The organism is Aeromonas sp. DNRA1 (genome assembly GCF_963888745.1).
Lineage (GTDB): Bacteria > Pseudomonadota > Gammaproteobacteria > Enterobacterales > Aeromonadaceae > Aeromonas > Aeromonas hydrophila.
In genome coordinates this window covers 269,375-287,288 of the sequence record NZ_CAWPKQ010000003.1, presented here as the reverse complement: position 1 = coordinate 287,288, position 17,914 = coordinate 269,375, and the positions used below count along the sequence as shown (strand labels likewise).

General features: G+C 66.0%; 11 protein-coding genes. 6 read left to right on the top strand and 5 right to left on the bottom strand.

What is annotated here, in order from left to right; translation table 11 throughout:
• Window positions 1-15: 15 nt before the first annotated feature.
• Window positions 16-768 carry a hypothetical protein gene (locus AACQ43_RS11330; RefSeq protein ID WP_168967314.1) on the bottom strand — a complete coding sequence of 251 codons (753 nt, stop codon included), beginning with the start codon at window positions 766-768 and terminating at the stop codon, window positions 16-18.
• Between the two features lie 250 nt (window positions 769-1,018).
• On the opposite strand from AACQ43_RS11330, the gene AACQ43_RS11325 reads away from it, so the two are divergent.
• The 5 genes from AACQ43_RS11325 (at window position 1,019) to AACQ43_RS11305 (ending at window position 7,291) form a co-directional block, all read left to right on the top strand.
• Window positions 1,019-2,248 (top strand): siderophore amonabactin export MFS transporter, encoded by a 1,230-nt coding sequence (locus AACQ43_RS11325; RefSeq protein ID WP_168967313.1) that lies wholly within the window; start codon window positions 1,019-1,021, stop codon window positions 2,246-2,248.
• A gap of 57 nt (window positions 2,249-2,305) precedes the next feature.
• The gene (locus tag AACQ43_RS11320; RefSeq protein ID WP_168967312.1) at window positions 2,306-4,279 is read left to right on the top strand and encodes a siderophore amonabactin TonB-dependent receptor; all 1,974 of its coding nucleotides are present in this window, start codon (window positions 2,306-2,308) and stop codon (window positions 4,277-4,279) included.
• A gap of 67 nt (window positions 4,280-4,346) precedes the next feature.
• Window positions 4,347-5,363, top strand: coding sequence for an amonabactin ABC transporter permease subunit 2 (locus AACQ43_RS11315; protein WP_011705838.1), 1,017 nt, complete (start codon window positions 4,347-4,349; stop codon window positions 5,361-5,363).
• A gap of 13 nt (window positions 5,364-5,376) precedes the next feature.
• Entirely contained in the window at window positions 5,377-6,444 is a 1,068-nt protein-coding gene (locus tag AACQ43_RS11310) for an amonabactin ABC transporter permease subunit 1 (RefSeq protein WP_168967311.1), read from the top strand.
• A 43-nt stretch (window positions 6,445-6,487) separates the two neighbouring features.
• The gene (locus AACQ43_RS11305) at window positions 6,488-7,291 is read left to right on the top strand and encodes an amonabactin ABC transporter ATP-binding protein (protein ID WP_168967310.1); all 804 of its coding nucleotides are present in this window, start codon (window positions 6,488-6,490) and stop codon (window positions 7,289-7,291) included.
• Between the two features lie 62 nt (window positions 7,292-7,353).
• Here AACQ43_RS11305 and amoD read toward each other — a convergent pair whose 3' ends face one another.
• The gene (amoD, locus tag AACQ43_RS11300; protein WP_339354063.1) at window positions 7,354-8,124 is read right to left on the bottom strand and encodes an amonabactin biosynthesis phosphopantetheinyl transferase AmoD; all 771 of its coding nucleotides are present in this window, start codon (window positions 8,122-8,124) and stop codon (window positions 7,354-7,356) included.
• 156 nt (window positions 8,125-8,280) lie between these two features.
• On the opposite strand from amoD, the gene AACQ43_RS11295 reads away from it, so the two are divergent.
• A complete protein-coding gene (locus tag AACQ43_RS11295; protein WP_011705834.1) occupies window positions 8,281-9,225 on the top strand; it encodes an amonabactin ABC transporter substrate-binding protein in 945 nt (314 codons plus the stop codon).
• 75 nt (window positions 9,226-9,300) lie between these two features.
• Here AACQ43_RS11295 and amoH read toward each other — a convergent pair whose 3' ends face one another.
• Genes amoH through amoA form a run of 3 tightly spaced genes read right to left on the bottom strand, consistent with a single transcriptional unit; the run spans window position 9,301 to window position 17,902 of the window.
• Complete coding sequence (gene amoH, locus AACQ43_RS11290) at window positions 9,301-10,845, bottom strand: amonabactin biosynthesis glycine adenylation protein AmoH (protein ID WP_168967308.1); 1,545 nt, start codon at window positions 10,843-10,845, stop codon at window positions 9,301-9,303.
• Complete coding sequence (amoG, locus tag AACQ43_RS11285; RefSeq protein WP_168967307.1) at window positions 10,842-17,138, bottom strand: amonabactin biosynthesis non-ribosomal peptide synthetase AmoG; 6,297 nt, start codon at window positions 17,136-17,138, stop codon at window positions 10,842-10,844. Before amoG ends, amoH begins: the two co-directional genes overlap by 4 nt.
• A 14-nt stretch (window positions 17,139-17,152) precedes the next feature.
• Window positions 17,153-17,902: an amonabactin biosynthesis protein AmoA gene (gene amoA, locus AACQ43_RS11280; RefSeq protein ID WP_168967306.1), complete on the bottom strand. Its 750-nt coding sequence runs from the start codon at window positions 17,900-17,902 to the stop codon at window positions 17,153-17,155.
• Window positions 17,903-17,914 lie beyond the last annotated feature (12 nt).

The following is a 17,914-nucleotide window of genomic DNA, read 5'->3' as shown; positions in this document are numbered from 1 at the left end:
AATCAGTCTGGCACCTCACTGGCGCGTGACCCGGATCTGCAGGGTCTGGCGATCGCTCTGACTGCCACTGCCCCCCTGCAACTGGGTGCCCAGACTGCTGCCCTGCTGCACCGCGCTGGTGGAGAGCTCCCCCACCGTCAGCCATTGACCGGAGGCACCGCTCACCTCGGTGGCGCTCTGCCCCCGGTTGATGGTGCCCTGCTCCAGCCTGGCCTGCTCGCTGCTAAGCGCTATCTGCACCCTGTCGCCAATCAGGGTAGCCGTGGCGTAGAGGCCGTTCACCAGCGGCATCAGCCCCACTACCTGACCTCCGCGCCACTGATAGAAGGTGACCGGCTGATAGGTGCCCATCTGCAATAGCACCGGCCGACCCGACAGGCCGCGTACCTGCCAGCTGTCGTTCTGGCTGCGCTGATACTGCTGGGCATTTCCCTCCAGCAGCCACTGCCGCTTGGCGGCATCCCGGCCCAGCCCCACACCGGCCTGCTGACTGCTGGAAGCGCCGTCCACCCGCCACTCGATGAGCAGACTCTGGGGCGGCTGGTTGAATTTGGCCAGCGCCGCTTCGGCCTCCTGCAGCTGGGCGGCGCTGCCGCTCAGCACCAGCTGGTTGCCCATGGCGCTCACCCCCAGCTCCGGATAGAGATCCTTGAGGGTCTGCACCGCCGCCTGGGTCTCGAATACCGGGATCACCTTCACCTCGGCCCGCAGCGGCAGGCACCAGAGCCCCCACAGCAGCCAGAATCCAAACCCGCGCCATCTTCTCATCTTCTCCTCCCGTCCCACTCGGCGGCCAACTGGATCATGGCCTGCTCATCACCTCGTCATCATGGGCCATCCGCCCCGCTTTTCAATGATTTTGCCCGCGAGCGGAGAATCCGGTGAAAGTCAGGCCCTTCATTTTTCTATGAAAAGAGCGGAGACAGATCAAATAACACAAATAAAAATGATTACCATTTGTTGTCACGAAAAAAACGCTCGGATACAATTCGGTCTCATTTTTTTGAGCTTGCCGTCGATGAAGCCAGTGACCACCACCCCCGCCGCTATCCACCTGGCCCTGCTTGTCAACATGCTCTCCATGGGCAGCATGATGATGGTGATGCCGCTCGGACCGGATCTGGTCATCAGCCTCGGCATGCAACCGGAACAGACCGGCTACTTCAGCGGTGGTGCTACTCTGGGTGCCGCCCTGATGGGGCTCATCGCCGCCCCCTTGCTCGATCGGGTCAACCGCAAGCCCGCCCTGCTGGTGTTGCTCACCTTACGTTTTCTGCTGCTGATGGCCTGCGCCCTGGTGCAAAACAGCCAGCAGCTGCTGGTGCTGTTCGTCCTGTCGGGCTGTGTGGCCGGACCGCTCGCCGCCATCCTGATGGCAGCCGTGCTGGATCTGGTACCGCCTGCCGAGCGGGGCCGTCGTCTCGCCTACGTGGGCATGGCGTTCTCGCTGGCCGCCATCCTGGTGGTGCCCATCGCCCTGGTGCTGGCCCAGTGGTTTGGCTGGCAGAGCCCCTTCCTGCTGTTTGGCGTCTGCGGCCTGCTGCTGGCCCTGCTCTGCGCCACCCTGCTGCCTTCGCTGCCGGTCAGCCGCGCCCCTCACGGCAGCGGCCTGCGCCAGTTGCTGGCCTCCCCGCTCTGCCAGGGCGCCCTGTTCATCCTCTGTTTGCAAATGTTCGGTCACTTCCTGCTGATCCCGCACTTTGCCAACTACTTCCAGTTCAACCTGGCGTTCCCGCGCGAGCAGATCGCCGCCCTCTATCTGTGCGGCGGCCTCGCCAGCATGGCCACCATGCGGCTGTGCGGCAGCTGGATTGATCAGGGCCGGGCCCAGGCCGCCATCCTGATCACCAGCCTGCTGCTGGCGCTGATCACCTTGCTCGGTTTTGCCATGCCGGTCGGCGTGCCCGTCTACCTGCTGTTCACCCTGTTCATGGCGCTGAGCTCGGCCCGCTCCAGCACTACCCTCGCCATCACGGCCTCCATCCCGGCCCCCCATCAGCGTGCCGCCTTCATGTCTTTTCAGGGCACGGTCACCAATGTGGCGGCCGGGCTCGGCAGTCTGCTCTCCGCCAGATTGCTGGTGTCGGATCAGAGCGGCGTGCTGCACGGATTTGCCCATCTGGCCTGGATCAATATCGGCTGCGGCCTGCTGGCCTGCGGCGGTGTCTGGCTCCTGCTCAAGGGGCTGGCACAGACAAGGAACAACAAGAACCCCGAGTCTGGCACCGCCAGACAAGGAAGTCAGTGAGCCACCGGCCCCAGAGCCGGACCCCATAACCTCTGTTTTATTCATGGAGTTTTGACTATGCAGTTGCAGCCTGGCGTATTTCGCTTGAACCCGATTTTACTCTCCCTCGGCCTGTTTTCCTTGCCGGGCCTGGCCCAGGCCGAAGCGGTCAAGGCCAACGAGACCATGGTGGTCACCGCCACCCAGACCCAGCACACCGAACTCTCCGCCCCGGCCAGCGTCTCTGTGGTAACCCGCGCCGATCTGGACAAGATGAACGCCAACAACATCGGTGAAGCACTCAAGCACGTGCCCGGCGTCAACATCATCGGCACCAACCCCACCGGCCGCAGCGAGATCAAGATCCGCGGCATGGGCGGCGACTACACCCTGCTGCTGATCAACGGCAAGCGGGTCAACGCCCGTGAAACCCTGGGCAGCTCGTTTGGCAATGACTTCGACTTGAGCTCCATCCCCATGGCCGCCATCGAGCGCATCGAGGTGATCCGCGGTCCCGTCTCCTCCCTCTATGGCGCCGACGCCCTCGGCGGCGTGGTCAACGTGATCCTGCGCCAGGCCAAGGAGCAGACCGAGGCGGCCTTCGGCTACACCCACACCATGCCCACCAAGGGTGATGGTGGCGATGCCAACCGTGGCAACGCCTTCGTCTCCGGCGCCCTGATCGACAACAAGCTGCTCGGCAGCCTGGTGGTGGAAGGCTATCAGCGCGACCGCTGGCACAGCGATCAGTCCAACAACCCGGACGCCGATGCGCTGGAGAAACGGGAAGTGGTCAACATGCTCTCCAGCCTGAAGTGGCTGGTGGCCGACAACCAGGATGTGGAGTTCAATCTGGGCTACAACCAGAACGACATGGACAGCTACTTCAACAACGTGCCGCGCGCCCCCACTGCCCCGGCCACCCCGCACAACGTGCAAAAACTCGATCGCCTGAGCCTGGGGCTGACCCACAACGGTCGTTGGGAGCACTTCGACAGCCGTGCCCGCTACTACTTCGAGCAGACCGATCTGATGGATGACTCCCAGCTCAACGGCGGCGCCGCCGATGTCACCCAGACCAACCACACGGTCGACGGCCAGCTGAGCGGCTACCTCGGGGATCACCTGCTGACCTCAGGCGCGGAATTCCGCAAAACCGAGCTGGAGCACAGCCGCAGCATCACCAGCGGCAGCGTGGATGCGAGCCAGAGCGCCCTCTACCTGCAGGACGAGTTCAGCCTGGGGGATCTGGCGCTGACCCTCTCCGGTCGTCTGGATCACCACGAGACCTATGGCAACGAGTTCAGCCCGCGCGCCTATGCGCTCTACAAGCTGAGCGACGAGTGGGTGATCAAGGGCGGCGCCGGCAAGGCGTTCAAGGCCCCGACCCTGGCCCAGTCCAGCGAAGGCTTCGCCACCACCGCCTGCCGCGGCGCCTGCAAGGTGATCGGCAACCCGGACCTGAAACCGGAAACCGCCGTCAGCTACGAGCTGGGCACCGCCTATGAAGCCGATCGCTTTGGCGCCGGCCTCACCGGTTTCCACAACGACATCGAGGATCTGATCCAGAGCGATCAGTGGGGCCCGGGCTACCGTCCGAGCGTGATGACCTACCTCAACGTCAAGAAGGCGCGGGTCAAGGGGCTGGAGCTGACCGGCTGGGTCGATGTGATGGACGACCTCAAGCTGACCGGCAACTGGACCATGCTGGACTCCGAAGACAAGAGCACCGGCGACGATCTGGCCAAGACCCCGGATCACACCGGCAACCTGAGCCTGGATTGGCAGGCCACCGAGATCGTCAGCACCAACCTGGCCTGGCAGTACGTAGGCAGCCAGTTCATCAAGGTGCCGATGCACAACTCCCAGGCGCTCAAGTCCGACAGCTACCAGACCCTGGACGTCAACACCAAGTGGAAGGTCACCCCGGCGCTCGACTTCAAGCTGGGCATCACCAACCTCACCAACACCAAGCGTGACCAGGTCGCCACCGACGCCGACTTCATTCTGGAAGGTCGTACCGTCTACGCCGGCGTGGATTACAAGCTGTAAACCCCGCAGGGAGCCCGTCAGGGCTCCCTTTTCTGCTGTTATTGCCTCGACGTGAAGGAGTAGCCGGGTGCACAGACACCAAACACACCTGTTCTGGCTGGGAGTGGTTCTCCTGTTCTTGCTCATCTGTCTCTCACTGGCCACCGGCGCCGGTGTCTATGGTGGCCGCGAGGTCGCCGGATTTCTGCTGGGCGATCCCGCCCTCATGGCCGATGAAAAGCTCGCCATGATCGTTCATACCCTGCGTCTGCCCCGCACCCTGTGTGCCCTGGTGGTGGGCGTCTGTCTTGCGCTGGCGGCCTCCATGCTGCAAAGCGCCACCCGCAATCCGCTGGCCGAACCCGGCCTGCTCGGGGTCAACGCCGGCGCCGTGTTCGCCCTGGTGATCGGCCTTACCTATTTTGGCGTCGAATCCGCCTACGGTTACCTGCTCTGGTCCGGCATGGGGGCCCTGCTCGGCAACCTCATCGTGCTCGGCCTCGGCCTGATGGTGGGGCGCTCCAACCCCCTCAAGCTCATCCTGGTGGGGGTCGCCCTCTCCGCCACCTTCGGCGGCCTCTCCAACTTCCTGCTGCTCTCCAACCAGGTGGTGCTGGAGCAGTTCCGTTTCTGGAATCTGGGGTCGCTGGCCGCCTCGGATCTCGATGCGGTGCTCACCGTGATGCCCTTTGCCCTGCTCGGCCTGCTGCTGACCCTGGCGCTTTGCCGTCAGCTCACCCTGATGCAGATGGGTGACAACCAGGCGCTGGCGCTCGGCATCCGGCCGACCCGGGTACGCATCGGTGTACTGCTAGCCGCCACCCTGTTTACCGCCTGCGCCATCGCCATCGCCGGTCCCATCGGCTTCGTCGGTTTTCTCGCCGCCTACTGCGCCCGTCTGGTGGAGCCGGTACGCCTCGCCATCCAGGTACGCTTCTCCGCCCTGTTCGGGGTGCTGTTCCTGCTCGGCGCCGACATCCTGGCCCGCTGGCTGATCCAGCCGTTCGAACTGCCCAACGGGGTGATCCTGGCACTGATCGGTGCCCCCGTGCTCATCCTGGTGGTGCGCAGCGGCGGCTTCCGCTCCCTGCTGGCCGTCAAATAAGGTTGCCTGCCTCATGAACAATTCCATCCATCCCTCCTTCAACACGGCGCTTCCCACCGGCACCGTCTGCCTGCGCGTTGGCAGCCGCACCCTGTTGCTGCACCGCCGCGCCTGGCTGATCACGCTGGGGCTACTGGTGGCCCTGGTGCTGCTCTCCCTGCTGGCGCTGACCCTGGGCTCCGGCAAGCTCACCATGCTGGGGGTGATCCAGACCCTGCTTGGCGAGGGCAACCGGCTGAGCGAAGTGACCGTCTTCAAGATCCGGCTACCGCGCATCGTCGCCGTGCTGGTGGCGGGAGCGGCCATGGGCCTCTCCGGCTGCCTGGTGCAGACCCTCATTCGCAACCGCCTCGCCACTCCGGACATGATCGGGGTCAACGAGGGGGCCTCCTTGGCCATCATCGCCTTCTCCCTCTACCTGACCCTCGGCAGCTGGCCCTGGTGGGCCGCGCCGCTCGGCGCCCTGTTTGCCGCCGCCGTGCTCTATGCCCTGTGCAACAAGCCGGGAGAACAGGGCTACCTGTTCGTGGTGATCGGCATCGGCGTCTCCGAGCTGATGAACGCCATCGGCCAGTTCGTGATGTCCACCCAGTCGCTGGTGCACCTCACCAGCCTCTATCTGTGGAACATGGGCAACTTCGTCGGCCAGGGCTACAGCACCGTGCTGCCGGTGGGGATCCTAATCCTGCTGGTCTGCCCCTGGATCATTTATCTCTCCCGGGCTCTGGGCGTGCTGCGTCTGGGCCCCGTCACCGCCCAGAGTCTGGGGATAAACGTCTATCGGGTGCAGCTCGGCGTGCTGGCCCAGGCCATCGTCGTGGCGGCGCTCGGCACCGCCATCGGCGGCCCCGTGGTATTCATCGCCATGGCGGCCCCGGTGCTCGCCTCCTGGCTCAGCCGGGATCGCATCGTGCCGCTGTGGATTGCCGCCCTGTGCGGCGCCCTGCTGCTGTTGGCCAGCGACACCCTGGTGCGGGTGCTGGCCAGCCCCCACGAGGTGGCCACCGGCATCATGACCCGAATTCTCGGCGGCCTGCTGCTGCTGTTCATCCTGCTCAAAGACCGCCAGAAGGCCGACTGACGATGCCATTCACCCATTTTCAAGACAGACCGAGGGCCGCCTGATGACGCTCACCATCAATCACCTGCAATTTGGCTATCAGCACAAGCCCGTCTTCAACGACATCTCCTTCACCATTCCCCAGGGCAAGCTGGTGGGGATCGTCGGCCCCAACGGCGGCGGCAAGTCCACCCTGCTCAAACTGCTGGCGGGCCAGGAGGAGCAGCAAGCCGGCGAGATCCTGCTCAAGGGCAAGCCGCTGGCAAGCTACGGCAAGAAGGCGCTGGCCCGCGAGCTCGCCTACCTGCCCCAACGTCCCCTGGTGCCCGCCGGCATCCAGGTCGAGCAGCTGGTGCAGTATGGCCGCCATCCCCATCAGGGCTGGTTCAATCAGTGGAGCGAGGAGGATGCGCACATGGTGCGCTGGGCCTGCGAGCGGATGCAGCTCGGCGACATTCTGCAGCAGAGCGCCAGCTCTCTCTCCGGCGGCCAGGCCCAGCGGGTGTGGCTCGCCATGGTGCTGGCCCAGGATGCGGACATCATCCTGCTGGATGAACCCACCAGCGCCCTCGACATCGGCCACCAGACCGAGGTGATGGAGGCCATCCACCAGATCACCGCCGAGGGCAAGACGGTGCTCATCGTCATCCACGATCTCGCCACCGCCGCCCGCTACTGCGACGAGCTGATCGCGCTGGGAGATGGCGGTATCCAGGCCATGGGGCCGGCCCGCGAGGTGGTGACTAAGTCCCTCATCGACCGCCTCTACCAGACCGACGTGGACATACTGCACGCCCCCGGCGACGGCGCCCCCATCATAGTGCCGCGCCGCAGACCGCACGCCTTTGCCATGCGCCAACCGGCCTGAGCCCCATCAAAAAACCGCCGAGAGGCGGTTTTTTGATGTTTGCAGCTCGGCTGCACAGTCACTCACAGCAGCAGACTGGTGAGCACCCCGCCCGGCCGTGTTTGGCAGTGCCCTGTTTGCCAATACATTGCCTGCCAGTAGAGCGTACAGCGCCAACCGGCAGGGAGCTCTGGGGTCAGTCCGCCCACCAGTTCGAGGGTGAGGGTCTGCTCCGTCATGGTCAGCCAGCGGGCATCGAGAAAGTCAAAATAGCGCCCCACCCTGGGGTAGAGCGCCTTGAACAGGCTCTCCTTGGCCGAAAAGATCAAGGTGAGCGCCTCAGCCCTGCTCAGGCCGGTGGCAGGGGCAGTTGCCGCCAGTCGGGCCCACTCCTCCCCGCTGGCAATGCCGGGCCAGAGCTCGCTCGCCTGCCCCTCTGCCAGCCAGCCCTCCAGATCCAGCCCCATTCCCGCCCGACCCGGGCGCACCGCACACAGCGCCATGCCGCGCCCCTGCAACAGGCTGTGGCTGATGCTGCCCTCAAACCCGGCAGGCCAGCAGGGTTCGCGAGCCGCCCCTATGCTCACCTGCTGCTGGCCCAGACCAAAGGGGTGCAAGGCCCGGCGCGCCGCCAGCCGGCCGGCCAGAAACTCCCTCAGCCGCTTGGGGGCCGCGCGCTGCAAGCTGGCAGGCAGCACCATGCCGGCTGCATCGTAACAGGCCGGGGTGAAGGCGGCGGGGTCAAAGCAGACCCGTTGCAGCGCCAGATGCGCCGCGCCGGGCAGCGGCAGGCTGTCGGCCTGCACGATAAAGCGGTCCAGTGAACAGGCTGGCGCAGTGGCAATCAACATCACGAAGAGCCCTTGGTGGGTGAGCCAGCATGGTAGCAAACCGTCCCCTCCTCACGCCACAAACACAAATGACAATTCTTATCATTTGAATTTGTGGTAGCATGAGTTCGCCCGTTTGGGACCCAGTGTTCCACTGATTTCACCAAGAAGGATGTAACGATGAAGATCTCCTCTCCCCTGGCTGCCGTGCTGATGCTGGCCAGTCTGGTCGGCTTCCAGGTACAGGCCGGCAGCGAGACCCGTCAGGTGACCGATGCCGACGGCAAGACCCAGGTCGTACCGGCCCAGCCCAAGCGGGTGGTGGTACTGAGCGAAATCGATCTGGACAGCGCCCTGACCCTGGGGCTGCAACCGGTCGGCACCGTCAATGGCCGCGGCCAGTCCACCCTGCCCCGCTACCTGCTACAACAGGCGGGCAAGGAGATCGCCGTGGTCGGCGATCTGGACAACCCCAACCTGGAGAAGCTGATCGATCTGGAACCCGACCTCATCCTCACCGGCCAGACCAAGCCCGAGCTGCTGGCTCTGCTCAAGGAGATAGCTCCCACCGTCGTCACCGGCAACTGGGGTGACTCCTGGAAGGAGATCTTCAATCGCAGCGCCCACGTACTGAACCGGGACGCCGAAGCCAAGACCTTCCTCGCCCAGTATGACGCCCGCCTGCAGCAAGCCCGCAGCAAGCTTGCCAAGCATCAGGGCGAGCGCCTGAGCATAGTGCGCTGGAACCCCAAGGGCCCGAGCTACATGCACAGCGGCACCTTCGCCAGCAGCGTGGTGGAAGAGATGGGACTGACCCGACCGACCCACCAGATCGGTGACAAGACCCCCCACTCCCCGGCCCTGAGCCTCGAATCCCTCAACCTGCTGGACGGCGACTGGCTGGTGATCGGCACCCTGAGCGCCAGCGGTGATGCGGTGGATGCCATGAAGCAGGCCGAGCAGACCCCGGCCTTCCAGCAGCTCGGCGCCATCAAGAGCAAGCGCTTCGGTGCCGTGGACGGATCCCTGTGGACCTCCACCGGCGGCCCTCAGGCGGCCCTCAAGGTGATCGACGACGTCGAACAGCTGCTGGCCAAACCCGATGCGGCCCCCATCACCCAATAAGCCCGCGTGATCAGCGCCCAAAAAGAAGCCCGCATATGCGGGCTTCTTTTTTATTCATGGCTTTTAACGTCCAACTTATCCCGGCAAGGGCAGCGCCTTTCTGTCCAGCTTGCCGCTGCCGGTCTTGGGCAGGGCATCCAGCAGGATGAGCCGCGCCGGCACCATGTAGTGCGGCAGCGTCGCCTGCAGCCCCTTGCGCAGGGCTAGGCGATTGAGAGTCACCCCGCTTTTCGCCTCCACGTAGCCCACCAGCATGGCCTCGTCCCCCTCGCCCACCAGACGCACCGCCGCCTCCTGCACCCCGGCCTGGCGGCGCAGTCCCGCCTCCACCTCGCCGAGCTCGATGCGAAAACCGCGCAGCTTGACCTGATCGTCGCGCCGCCCCAGATAGAGGAAGCGGTCCGCCCCAAGGAGGCGCACCCGATCGCCGGTGCGATAGAGGCGATGGGTGGCAAGGCGCAGGAAGGCGGCGCTGGTCAAGGCCGGCTTGCGCCAGTACCCCTCGCACAGGGCTGGGCTCTCGATGCAGAGCTCGCCGCACTCCCCCTCTGCCACCGGCTGCCCCGCCTCGTCCAGCACCCAGTGCCGATAGCCTGGCAGGCTGTGGCTGATGGTGATCTGACCATCGACCGGTGGCCAGCGCACCTCGCTCACCAGGGACCAGACGGTGGCCTCGGTCGGCCCATAGCAGTTCCACAGCCGCCGGGTGCGGGCACAGAGCTGCTCGGCCAACCCTGAGTCCAGCGCCTCGCCGCCGCACAGGGCGGTGAGGGTATTGCGCCCCTGCCAGCCCGCTTTGAGCAGCATGCGCCAGCAGGCCGGGGTGGCCTGCAGCCAGTTGATGGAAGGATCCGCCTCGAGCAAGGCCTGCATCCCCAGGGGATCCTTGTTGTGCTCACCGCCAGCCACCGTCAGCCGGCCACCGCCCCAGAGCGGCCCCAGCATCTCCAGCAGAGAGATGTCGAAGGCCGGGGTGGTGATGAAGAGCCAGTGGCAGTTCGGTGAGAGCCCGAGCCGCTCGCGGATCCCGTCGAGGAAGCAGAGCAGGGCCCGCCGGCTGATGACCACCCCCTTGGGCTCGCCGGTGGAGCCCGAAGTAAACATCATGTAGGCGGCCAGGGCGTCATCCACCTGGGGCCAGGAAACGGGCCCTGCCGCTGCCAGCCCATCGAGGGTGCGCAGCGGACAGCCGAAGGCGGGAGCCAGCCTGTCGCCGTCGCAGATCACCGCCGACAGGCGCGCCTGGCGGGCGATCCCCTGCAGCCGCTCCACCGGAAAATCCGGCTCAAGGGGCACGAAGGTGAGGCCGAGCCGCAGGCAGGCCAGCAGGCTGGCCACCAGATCGGGGCCGCGGGGGAGATAGAGACCGACCCGCTCCCCCACCGCCAGCCCCTGCAAGCGGGCGGCAATCTCGCCGACCCTGGCATTGAGCGCGCCGTAGCTGAGCCACTGCTCATCTGATCCGCCCTCACTGATGCCAGCCACGCCCATGCGGATGGCGGGGGCCAGCGGGCTGGCGGCCAAACAGGCCGCCAGCCGCGCGCCCAGGTTGGCCGCCCCCTCACGGGGGGCAGGCCGGGTTTGCACGAGCGGAGCCTTATGCTTGATGGTCACCGTCATAGCGCGGCCTCCGTTTGGCGTACCAGCCAGTGCCGATAGAGCCGGCTGGGGGATGGATGGGCCTTGAGGGTCTGCAGGGTAAGTGGCACCCGATCCTGCGCGAACGCCTCGTTAAGGGCCGCCAGCAGGGCGAGCTGCTGCACCGAATCCACCCCGAGTTCACACAGGGTCTGCTGCCAGATGCCGGGCACGCCGCACTGGCGCTCCCACAGGGCCACCAGCGCGCGGGCCTCGGCCGGCGGCTGAGCCAGACCGGGGGCAGCCACTTGTGTGACAGTCGATGGTGTGGCGGCCACCTGCGGCATCACCGGGGGCTGTGCCACCACCACGCTGGCCGGCTGGCCCAGATCCGCCTGCGCCAGCCAGGCGAGCTCAGCCAGCCAGTCAGCCAGCACCGCCTCGGCCCGGGCCTCGGGGATCTGCTCGCCGTCGAACTCGAGGCGCAGCTGGAGCGTCTCGCCCCGGCTGCTGACCACCAAGGAGAGCGGCAGCTCCACCTTCTCCACCACGGCGCCAAAACGTGGCACCAGCTGGTGAGGTTCGGGGGCGGCAGGGGCCGCCGGCATGGGGTAGTTCTCGAACACGAACAGACTCTGAAACAGACGCGCCCGGCCTTTGGTCAGTGCCGCCAGCGACTGGGTGCCGTGCTCATTGAGCGCCATCAGATCGGCCTGCAATCGGGCGATATGCTCGGCCAAGCTCAACTCGGTGTGCCACGCCAGGGCCAACGGCAGGCTGTTGATGTAGAGCCCGACGCTTGCGGTGATCCCCTCGATGGGGTAATCCCGGCCCGGAGTCACGTTGCCCACCAGGGTAACGGCATCGCCAGAGCGGCATGCCAGCAGACGGTGCCAGGCATATTGGGCCAACAGGCCTGCGGTCACGCCAAGCTCGCAGGCTCGGCGCGCGAGCAAGGTCGCTACCTCGGCCGGCAATGCCGTGGCGCGCACCGCCGGTCGCTGCTGGGTGTGGCGCCCGCTTGCGCGAGCGTCCAGCGTCACCCCGAACAGGCAGGCGAGATCGTTAGGCTTTGTTAGCAGCTCCTCCCGCCCCTGCCAGTAGGTCTCGGCGCTGCGGGCTTGGCTGGCGATATGGCGGCCAAATTCGAGCCAGGCGGTATCCGGCTCGCCCTGCGGCAACAGGCCGTTCATCAGCGCCTGATAGCCACGATGCAAGGAACCCAGCAACACGGGGCCGCTCCAGCCATCCAGCACGCCGTGATGGGCGCTGAAGATCACCTTGTGGTGATCGGGGGCCAATTTGAAACAGGCAAGGCGCAGCAGGGGGGCCTGCTCCAGCGGGATCGGGCGGGCCAGATCCTGCTCACGATAGGCTTGAACTCGAGCCTCTGCATTTTCCACTTCAGACAAATCCTCATAGTGGAACGGCAACTCGGCGCGCTTGAGGATGCGCTGCAGCGCCACCCCGTCTGCCAGCACCAGTTCGCTGCGAAGGGCCGGCCAGCGGGCGATCTGCCCCTGCCAGGCCTGACGGTAGACCGCCACGTCCAGCGGCTGGTGATAGTCAATCTCGGTCTGCAGGTGATAGGCGTGATCCCGGGGCAGCAGCGCCCTGTGATGGAACATGCTCTGCTGAAGCGAGGTCATGGGCAGCAGGGTCTCCACCTCGCGCCCGCTCAGCACCCGATCGAGCGCGGCTTGCGAGAGGCCAAGCCCCGGGAAGTCGCTCGGGGTGTGACGTGGGGCCTTCAGGTTACAGCAGTGCTCCACCAGCGCCGTCAGGTTGTCCGCCAGCCGCGCCATCAGGGCGTCGCTCGCCTGCTGGTTGAGGGCGCCCACCTGGCGCAGGGTGAGGCGGCCATCAAACACGCCCCCATGCAGACTGACCAGCTCACGCGGCAAGTTGTCAGGGGAGCTGGGTGCCCCCGGCGCCAGCGGCAGAGGCTGCCAAGGCTGAGCGGCCTCGCCCTGATGACTGACCCCCAGGTAGTTGAAGACGATCAGGGCTTCGGGCAGTGCCCAGCCTCGTGGGTGGTGCAATCGCAGGGCGTTGAAGCCCACCCCCTTGTCCGGCACGGCGCGCAGCTGCTCCTTGGTGGCGCAGACCAGCGCGTCCCACGCACCAGCATCCGCCAGCGCCAGCGGATAGGCGCTGGTAAACCAGCCCAGGGTTCGGCTCACGTCCAGTTCAGCATCGATGGCCTCACGGCCGTGTCCTTCCAGCATCACGCAATGACGGCTGCCGTAACCCTGCTCGCTCAGGGTACGGGTCAGGGCCGCCAGCAGCAGGTCGGGCACCCGGGTGAAGTAGGCCTGGTTGGCGGTGTCGATGAGACGGGCCGTGGTCTCCTGACTCAACTGCAGCAGGCTGGCGGCGGCGCGGCCATCGGCGGCGCGCGCCGCTTCCAGCAGGTGACCCTGGCTGCCTTCCCCCTGAGCCAGCCAGAAGCCAAGCTGATCCTCTTCCCGTTTGGCATAGGCTGCGAGCCCCTCGCCCCACTGGCGATAGCTGCTGCCCTTGGCGGGCAGCGGCTCACCCCTGCTCACCCGGGCCAGATCCTCGGCCAGGATGCGCCAGGAGACCGCATCGATGACCAGGTGATGGAAAGCGAGGAAGAGCCCCTCCACCGTCTCGCGCTCGCCCTCCAGCTCCCCCTCGAGGGAGAGATTGCGCAGGCGGGCCCAGGCCAAAGTGTGGCCGCTGGCAGGGTCGAAATCTCCCTGCAGCTCGGTCAGACGGGTCTGCAGCTCGGTCTCATCGAGATTGGCGGCATCCAGGGTCGGCAACGGCGGCAATGGCAGTTCGGCCAGGTAGCGCTGACTGGTCGGGGTCACCGCCAGACGCAGGGCATCGTGGTGCTGGCGCAGGGTATTCAACCAGCCGCGCAGGGCCTCATCGTCCACCCCGGCCGGCAGGCGCAGGATCACCCCTTGGTTCCAGTGACCGGATTTGGCAAAGCCCTGCTCGAAGAACCAGTGCTGAATGGGGTGGAGCGGGAACTCGCCGGTCAGGCTGCCCTGCTCGCTCCTGTGGCTGACCGCCTGCTGCTGGCCGAGCTGGCGGCAGAGGCGGCGCACCGTCTTGGCTTCGAACACGTCCTTCACGCTGCAGTGCAGTCCCGCATCCCGCAACCGGGTGGTGAGCTGGATGCTGAGGATGGAGTCACCGCCCAGACGGAAGAAGTCATCCTCCACCCCGAGCGGTTGTTTGAGCACCCCTTGCCAGATGGCGAGTACGGTCTGCTCCAGTTCGTTTTGCGGCTCGCCCTTGCTCTGCTGCCAGACGATGGCGGGCAGGCGGCGCAAGTCCAGCTTGCCGTTGGGGGTGAGCGGCATCTCGGGCAGCCAGCAGAGGCGCGCCGGCACCATGTATTCGGGCAGGCACTCGCCGGCCCGCTGCAGCAGGGCATCGCCGTCGGGCTCCCTGGCCCCGGCCTGCAAACAGGCGTAAGCCAGCAGGCGCCCCTCCTGCACCACCACCTTGATCTGGCGAATGGCCGGGCACAATTCGGCGAGCCGGGTCTCTATCTCCCCCGGCTCGATGCGATAGCCGCGCAGCTTGATCTGCTCGTCCATCCGGCCCAGATACTGGATGTTGCCGTCGCGGCGCAGCAAGGCCCGATCGCCGGTGCGATAAAGGCGATGGGTACGTTCCTCATTCATTGCATCAAAGGCCAGCTCGATAAAGGCCTCCTGGGTGCGCGCCGGCAGATTGAGGTAGCCGCGGGCCAGCCCCAGCCCTGCCAGGCAGAGCTCGCCGGGCACCCCCACCGGGCAGAGGTTGCCCGCCTCGTCCAGGATCAGCGCCTTCAGGTGGTTGACGGGTCGACCTATGGTGATGGGCGCCCCCGGGGTGAGCCGCGCGCAGAGCGCGGTGACGGTGCACTCGGTCGGGCCGTACATGTTGAACAGCGCCACCCGCTCCCCCCAGCGCTCCACCAGGCTGCTCGGGCACGCCTCGCCGCCAAAGCCGATGGCCTTGAGGGAGCCGAGTTCCGCCGGTGGCAGCAGGTTCGCGAGCAGGGCAGTCGGCAAAATCATATGGCTGGCACCGCAAGCGATCGCGGCACTGATCACCCCCTCGCCCGGCTCGCCAAAGTGCAGGGCCGCGCCGCAGTAGAGCGGCAGCAAGCTGGTCATGTTGCCTGCATCGAACGAGAGGGACATGCAGTTGAACATGGCCCCATTCTGATCAAGAGCGATGCGCTCACTGTGATCCGCCATCAGGTTGACCAGGCTGCCCTGCTCCACCATGACCCCCTTGGGCAGGCCGGTGCTGCCGGAGGTGTAGATGATCTGGGCCAGCATGGCGGCGTCCCGAGGCAGTGCGGGCGTGCTGGTTGGCATCTTGTCCAGCACCAGCCCTTGCAGATCGTGATATTCGGCCGTCGTGCCCGCCAGCGCCTCGCCAAGCCGCGGATCCGGCACGCCACCCAGCACCAGGCTGATGGATGCATCGCCAAGGATATGGGCCAGCCGCTCGGCGGGATAGGCAGGATCGAGCGGTACATAGGCCGCCCCCGCCTTCCAGCAGGCGAGCAGGGCGATGACGAAGGCCACATCGCGCCTGGCCTGGATGCCGATGGCGGCGCCCGGGGTGACGCCCTGAGCCTGCAGCCAGTGGGCCAGCCGGTTGGCTAGCACCTCCAGCTCGCCATAGGTCAACGATTGCACACCGTCGCTCACCGCCAACGCGTCCGAGCACTTCCCAACGCGCCGCTCGATATGACAGAGCAGGGTGTCGCGGCTCGGGTAATCCGGCGGCAGGTCTGCAAGCTCGGCGGCCAGCGCTGCCTGGTCGGTGCCCTCCTCCAGCGGCAACTGCCAGATGTCGGTCTCGGGGGCCGCCACCACGGCGCGCATCAGGTGCAGCAGGCGATCGGCATAAGCCTGGATGGTCTCTCGCTCGAACAGGGCGGTGGCGAACAGCCAGTCCACTCTGACCGAATCCATCAGCTCGGTCACCTTGACCGAGATGTCGGTCTTGGCCGGCAGCACCGGCGAGGTCTCCTCCACCAGCTGGCAACCGGGGATGAGATCGTTGAAGTCCACCTTGGCCTGATAGACCAGCATGATCTGGAAGATGGGGTTGATGGCGGTGGTGCGATCGGCACCGATGGCCTCGGCCAGCGCCTCGAAGCGGTAGAGCTGGTGATCGAAGGCCGCCAGATCTTCCTCCCGGCACTGCTGCAGATAGTCGACAAAGCTGGGCTTGCCGCTGAGTTGAGTGCGCAGCACCAGGGTGTTGACAAAAAAGCCCACCAGCGACTCGATCTCGTGGCGTTCGCGATAGGCGAGCGGCGTGCCGATCACCACCTCCTTCTCACCGCTCTGGCGCACCATCAGCAGGGCAAACAGGGCGTGCAGACCGATGAAGTTGGAGGTGCTATGGCCCTGACACAGGCGCTTGAAGCTCTCCCACAGGTCGCTCTCGATGGTGGAGAAGACCAGCTCGCCGCCGCTGTCCTGATGGGCCGGGCGCGGCTTGTCGAGCGGCAGACCGTGCACCTCGGGGCTGCCACCGAGCCGGTCGACCCAGAACGGCTTGAACTCGGCGTGATAATCGAGAAAACGCGGTGAGTTGAACCAGCGGGCATAGTCGATGTAGGTGAGCGGCAGCTCGCTCACCTGCAGAGGCTCGCGGTTCTGGTGGGCAAGAAAGGCGCGCTTGAGATCCGCGAACATGTTCTTGACCGACCAGCCGTCGGAGATGATGTGGTGCTGGGTGATCAGCAGCACGTGCTCGCGGCTGCCGAGCCGGATCAGGTGCACCCGGCTCAGATCCCCCTGGGTCAGGGAGAAGGGGCGCCCAATCTCCTCGCGCACCCGGCGAGCCACATAGGCCTCCCGCTCGGCTGCCGGCTGCTCGCTCACATCCTCAATCTGCAGCGTGAAGGGCGTGTGGGGCAGGATCTCCTGGGCCCCCCTGCCCGCCTCGTCCTTGATGAAGCGGGTGCGCATGCTGGGGTGGCGGGCAAACAGGTGGTCGAAAGCAAACTCCAGCGCCGCCGTGTCCAGCTCTCCCTTGACGCGAAAATAGACCGGCATGTTGTAGAGGTGGGAGGCCTCCTCGTACTGCTCGATAAACCAGAGCCCGCTCTGGGACGAGGAGAGCGGCCCCTGCCGGGCGCCCTCGGTGGCGATAGGTTCTTCGAAGGCGGCGCGGGCCGCCAGGCAGCGCACCAGCTCATCCTTGTGGGCCTTGATGGTGGCGCCGATGGCCGGTGTCACCGCCTCCTTGCTCGACTGGGAGATAAGCTGGCCTTTCTCGTTCAAAGCCAGCTTCACTCCCTGCCGTTCCAGCTGTTTCAACAGCAAAATCATATTGTTCATCTGTTTCTCAAGCCTCAGGCACTCAGGGTGGCGCCGCCGTCGACGACCAGATCCTGCAGCGTGATGTGGCTGGCCAGATCCGAGGCCAGGAAGAGGACGGTATGGGCGATCTCCGCCGGGGTGGCGACCTTGCGCAGGGGGATGCCGAGCTTGAACTGCTCCGGCAGCCCGGCAATGGTGCGGGCCATGGCCTCCTCGCTTGGCAGCATGCCGCGCAGCATGGGGGTATCCGTCGAGCCCGGCGACACCAGGTTGGCGCGCACGCCGAAGGGGGCCAGCTCCAGCCCCACCGTCTGGGTCAGGCTGGTGACCGCCGCCTTGGAGGCGCAATAGGCCGCCATCTGCATGCGCGGCACATGGGCCGCGTTGGAGCCGATGGTGACGATGGCGCCGCGCCGCTGCCCCTTGAAGTGGGGCACCAGGGCCCGCAGCAGATAGAAGACGCCGCTGGCGTTGACCGTCATGCAGTCGTGCCAGTCGTCATCGCTTAAGGTTTCGGTGGGGCCGAGGCGCAGCACCCCGGCCCCGTTGACCAGCACATCGAGCCCGCCGTCCGCCAGCAGCGCGGCGCAGCAGGCGTTGACCGCCTTCGAATCGCCAATATCGAGCAGCCGGGTGGCATAGGGGTAGTCGGCTTCGGGAAATGCCAGATCCAGCCCCACCACGATTGCGCCGGCAGCCACGAACTGCGTTGCCACCTCGCTGCCGATGCCGCGTCCGGCCCCGGTCACCCAGACCCGCTTGCCAGTGAAATCAAAGGCCATTGCTTGTTGCTC